At 38.5% G+C, this 4853-nt stretch carries 4 protein-coding genes; 1 reads left to right on the plus strand and 3 read right to left on the minus strand.

The features are described from left to right. Positions 1–121: 121 nt before the first annotated feature. Positions 122–1654 (minus strand): degradosome RNA helicase CshA, encoded by a 1533-nt coding sequence (gene cshA, locus FD31_RS13475; RefSeq protein ID WP_057893306.1) that lies wholly within the window; start codon positions 1652–1654, stop codon positions 122–124. Positions 1655–1745: 91 nt separating this feature from the next. Further along, positions 1746–3110: a UDP-N-acetylmuramoyl-tripeptide--D-alanyl-D-alanine ligase gene (locus FD31_RS13480; RefSeq protein ID WP_057893307.1), complete on the minus strand. Its 1365-nt coding sequence runs from the start codon at positions 3108–3110 to the stop codon at positions 1746–1748. Positions 3111–3200: 90 nt separating this feature from the next. Here FD31_RS13480 and FD31_RS13485 point away from each other — a divergent pair, with 90 nt between their 5' ends. Next, on the plus strand, positions 3201–4433 hold the full coding sequence (locus FD31_RS13485; protein WP_057893308.1) for a multidrug efflux MFS transporter: 1233 nt from the start codon (positions 3201–3203) through the stop codon (positions 4431–4433). A 23-nt stretch (positions 4434–4456) separates the two neighbouring features. On the opposite strand, the gene FD31_RS13490 is transcribed toward FD31_RS13485, so the two are convergent. Continuing rightward, on the minus strand, positions 4457–4705 hold the full coding sequence (locus tag FD31_RS13490) for a type B 50S ribosomal protein L31 (RefSeq protein WP_041501298.1): 249 nt from the start codon (positions 4703–4705) through the stop codon (positions 4457–4459). Positions 4706–4853 lie beyond the last annotated feature (148 nt).

Here is a 4853-nt window from a genome sequence, read left to right on the forward strand (position 1 = left end):
GTCCCCATAGCGACCTAAATTTCCTGCTTCTGGAGGTGGCCTATCAACATTTGCACAGCATATTTAAAAGCACAAAAAAAGACAAGATAGAAGTTATCTACCTTGTCTTATTAATTACTAATTATTTTTCAAGATTTGTTCTGATCTTAAATGACTTTTTGCTACGACCATTACGTTTGTTGTCATGTTCGCGGCGTTTGCCACCTTTATCATCATGGTTACGGCCACCATCACGACGATCATTGCGACGTCTGTTACCACCACGGTGATCACCGTTGCTACGGCCTCCACTACGACGGCCATGGCCCGAACGGCTATGACTAACTTTTCTTGATGGAAGTGGTCTTTCAGGAGCAATCTTAACAGGAACACTTTCAGCATCCTTGATTGATTCACTCAAGAAGATACGAGCAATATTATCAGCAGAATATTCTGACAACAATTCTTCAACTGCATCGTTGAAACGATCCAAGTGCTTGTCATGTGCCAAAGTATCCTTGATATCTTGTTTAACAGATTCAAGTTGACCTTTAAGAACTTCATTATCAGTTGGTGGAGCTAATGGTTCCATACGCTTCTTTGTTAGGTTTTCGATTGTACGTAAGTAACCCATTTCGTTTGGTGTAACGAAAGTTACTGACACACCAGAATGTCCGGCACGACCAGTACGACCAATACGGTGAACATAACTATCAGGATCTTGAGGAATATCATAGTTGTAAACATGTGATACACCAGAAATATCCAAACCACGAGCAGCAACGTCAGTTGCAACAAGGAAGTCTAGCTTACCGGCTTTAAACTTACGTAAAACGCTAGTTCTCTTATCTTGTGATAAGTCACCGTGAATTCCTTCAGCATTGTAACCACGAGCTTGTAAACCACGTGTTAATTCATCAACACGACGCTTTGTACGTCCGAAAATCAATGCAAGCTCTGGAGCTTGAACATCGAAGAGACGTGTCATCAAGTCGAATTTTTCAAATTCCTTGGCTTTAACAAAGTATTGTTCGATCTTATCAGCAGTCAATTCCTTTGACTTAATCTTAACAATCTTTGGTTCAGTCATGAACTTGTCAGCAATCTTCATGATTGGCTTAGGCATTGTTGCAGAGAACAACAATGTTTGGTGCTTGTTAGGAACGTTTGACAAGATACTTTCGATATCTTCAACGAATCCCATATCCAACATTTCGTCGGCTTCATCAAGCACAACTGTCTTAACGTTGTGCAACTTCAAAGTGTGACGGTTGATATGGTCAAGCATACGACCAGGTGTACCGACAATAATTTGAGGATGACTCTTCAAAGCACGGATTTGGCGTCTGATGTCAGAACCACCATAAACACTTTGAACTTTAACCTTCTTTTTACTACCTAAACGGAATAATTCTTCTTGTGTTTGGATAGCTAATTCTCTAGTTGGTGAGATAATCAATGCTTGAATATCACTTGATTGAGTATCAACGGCATTTAGCAATGGTAAGCCAAAGGCTGCCGTCTTACCTGTACCAGTTTGAGCTTGTCCGATGACGTCATCGCCACTCATAACTAGCGGAATAGTTTGAGCTTGAATAGGTGTAGTTTCTTCAAAACCGGCTTCGTCTACGGCACTCAATAATCTGGGATCTAAATCTAATTCTTTAAATTTCACAAATGTCCTCCATTTTTTAAAACGCGATAAATAACAATTTGACAATTTGACTACTTTACCACGTTTTATACACAAACTCAAATGACAACTTCTACATTAATTCATGTAAAACGTTTTCTAAGTGGATTCCATGACTCGCTTTTAACAAGACGGTGTCATCTGGTTTTAATTCTTTTTCTAAATCTTTGGTTAAATCAGTTAGTTGATCTTTGTCATACCAAAGCAGACTTGTGTCATCATACTTAGCGCTTAATTTATCGCGTAAATATTTCATATCTGGGCCAACTAAATAAACTTTTGCAAAGTTTGCTGGATCAATGTGACTTGCTAATGATTCATGTAAGGACTTGGAAGCATCACCGAGTTCTAACATATCACCTAAAACAATCACTTTACGGCCAGCAGTTTTAATTGCTTTGAGACTGTGCAAAACTTCAATTGCTGCTGTGGGGTTAGAGTTATACACATCACTCAAAATATCAGCGCCATTTTTGTCCTTGCGCCATTCAGTTCGATTTTCAGTTACAAATAATTCACGCAATGCTTGTTGCATCGCTTCTGGTTTAATATGTGAAGCCTGACCAACTAGTAAAGCTGCCAAGGCATTATTCACGTTATACTCACCCATCATTGGGATTTCAAATTTAATTTCTGGCCATTGATTGGTGATAAAACTTGTCGTTGTCTTTCCGGCTTCGATCTTGGTTGCATATAAATCATTACTATTGTGACTTCCAAAAGTCAATTTATCTTGCTCGACATTTTTAGCACGTTCCAATAATAATGGTTCATCGCCGTTATAAATGAAGCTTCCGTCTTCATGCAAGTGATCGGTAATCTCCATTTTGGCATCTGCAATTTTATCTCTTGTACCAAAGAATTCGATGTGTGCCTCACCAATCATAGTAATTACTGAAATATCAGGGTTGGCAATACTGCTCAAATGATTGATTTGACCAGGACGATCCATTCCCATTTCAATAACCAACACTTCTGTATTAGTTGGCATGTTCAAGATTGTAAAAGGTACACCAATTTCATTATTGAAATTTTGTGGTGTTTTAGCAACATTATTGCTGGTACTCAAAACCTTAGCAATCATATCTTTAGTAGTAGTTTTCCCGTTGCTACCTGTCACAGCAACAACTTGCGGATTAACTTTGTTCAAATAATACTTGGCTAATGTTTCAAAAGCGATCGAAACATTCTTAACGACAACATAAGGTATCTTGTCATTAGGAATATCATGATCACTTTGCCAAATTGTCGCGCTTACCCCATGTTCAATTGCGCTGTCGATAAATTCATGTCCATCACGGTCACCTTGTAATGGAAAGAACAAATCGCCTTGTTTGGCCTTACGACTATCGAAGCAAACGCCAGTAATCTCAACGTCAGCAATCGAGTCGCTTTGAATTTTTAGTGCAGAGTAGACTTCCCTTAACTTCATTTTCATGAATAAACTTCCTCAATTATAAAAAATTAAATTTGTCAGATATAAACAAAAAAAGAGTATACTAAGATACTTAGAAAGGATTTGATGTATATGACATCTAATACAGATGATACTGCTGAGCCGAATAATTATTGGAAAAGAAATCTAATAGTTCTCTGGTTCAGTACTTTTGTATCTGGTATTGGCTTCAGTATGATAACACCCTTTATGCCATTATACATTAACCAGTTAGGTAATTTCACAAAAAGTCAGCTCGTCATTTGGAATGGTATTGCCTTTTCATCGACCTTCTTGGTCATGGCAATCATCTCTCCAATTTGGGGCAAAATAGCTGACCGACGCGGCCGTAAACTAATGCTCATTCGGGCATCGCTTGGTATGGCCGTGGTAATTTTCCTACAAGCTTTTGTCACTGCTCCTTGGCAACTAGTTGTCCTAAGACTCCTACAAGGTGTCTTCTCAGGGTTCGTTAGTAATTCTAACACCTTGATTGCTTCAACTGCGCCAAGATCAGAAAGTGGTAAAGCTTTAGGAACCCTCAATACCGGTGTAATTTCCGGTACTCTGTTGGGACCGCTGGTCGGTGGTGTTATTGCTCAATACTTCGGTTATCGGATTCCTTTTATGTTAACCGGGTCATTACTATTTATAGCTTTTATTCTCGTTACGATTTTCATCAAGGAAGATTTCAAACCTGTTCCCAAAGGTCAGGAAGAATCAACGAAAGAAATTTTCCACAAGTTGAAAAATCCTAATTTAATTTTGGCTATGTTTGTTACAACATTGATCATTCAAGCTTCTAATAACTCGATCAACCCGATTATCAGTTTGTACGTTAAACAACTGATGCACAATTCGAGTCAGGTCACATTAGTCGCTGGTGTCGTCGCAGCCATGCCGGGTATCGCCAATATTATTGCTGCACCAAGATTTGGTGCTCTAGGTGATAAAATTGGGACTGGGAAAATTCTAATTGGTGGTTTAATTTTCGCCGTTTTAGTTTATATTCCGCAAGCCTTTGTTACCAACGTTTGGCAGTTAGCTGCCTTGAGATTCTTAGTTGGTATTTCCGATGCCTGTTTGGTTCCGCAAGTACAAACAATTTTAGCCAAATACACTGATCCAAAATATACTGGACGGATCTTCGGTTATAACCAGTCCTTCCAGTCAGTTGGTAATGTCTGTGGACCATTGCTTGGTTCTTCAATTTCAGGCGTTTTAAGCTATTCCGCAGTCTTTCTAAGTACTAGCGTTTTAGCTATGATCAACTTCGTTTGGGTCTTTACACATTTGAAGCCAAAGAATACGAAAGCAAAAAAATAAGCCATCCGAACGGATGACTTTTTTTATTTGTTTGCCAAACCATATTTCTTGTTGAAACGATCGATACGTCCATCTGCTTGAGCAAACTTTTGTTTACCAGTATAGAAAGGATGTGAATCTGATGAAATTTCAACACGAATCAATGGATAATCTGTACCTTCATAATCAGTTGTTTCTTTTGAGTTCATTGTTGAACCAGCTAAGAACTTCTTACCTGTTGATGAATCCATAAATACAACTTGACGATACTCTGGATGAATTCCTTGTTTCATTCTATGTCGCTCCTTTGCCATAAATCCTTAACGGAAATATAGATTATATTAACTAACAGTGTTTAATATTATCATGAGTTGTGCAAATATTCAATACTATTCTTTATATGCCGCCTCCGAGAACCAGAAATTTTTGGCTGCTGTGGGG

This window comes from Companilactobacillus nantensis DSM 16982 (assembly GCF_001435815.1).
Lineage (GTDB): Bacteria > Bacillota > Bacilli > Lactobacillales > Lactobacillaceae > Companilactobacillus > Companilactobacillus nantensis.

What these genes read in the sequence shown, in the direction of transcription:
- FD31_RS13485 (WP_057893308.1), top strand. Translation starts at nt 3,201, where the DNA reads ATGACATCTAATACAGATGATACTGCTGAGCCGAATAATTATTGGAAA.
- FD31_RS13490 (WP_041501298.1), bottom strand. Translation starts at nt 4,705, where the DNA reads ATGAAACAAGGAATTCATCCAGAGTATCGTCAAGTTGTATTTATGGAT.
- FD31_RS13480 (WP_057893307.1), bottom strand. Translation starts at nt 3,110, where the DNA reads ATGAAAATGAAGTTAAGGGAAGTCTACTCTGCACTAAAAATTCAAAGC.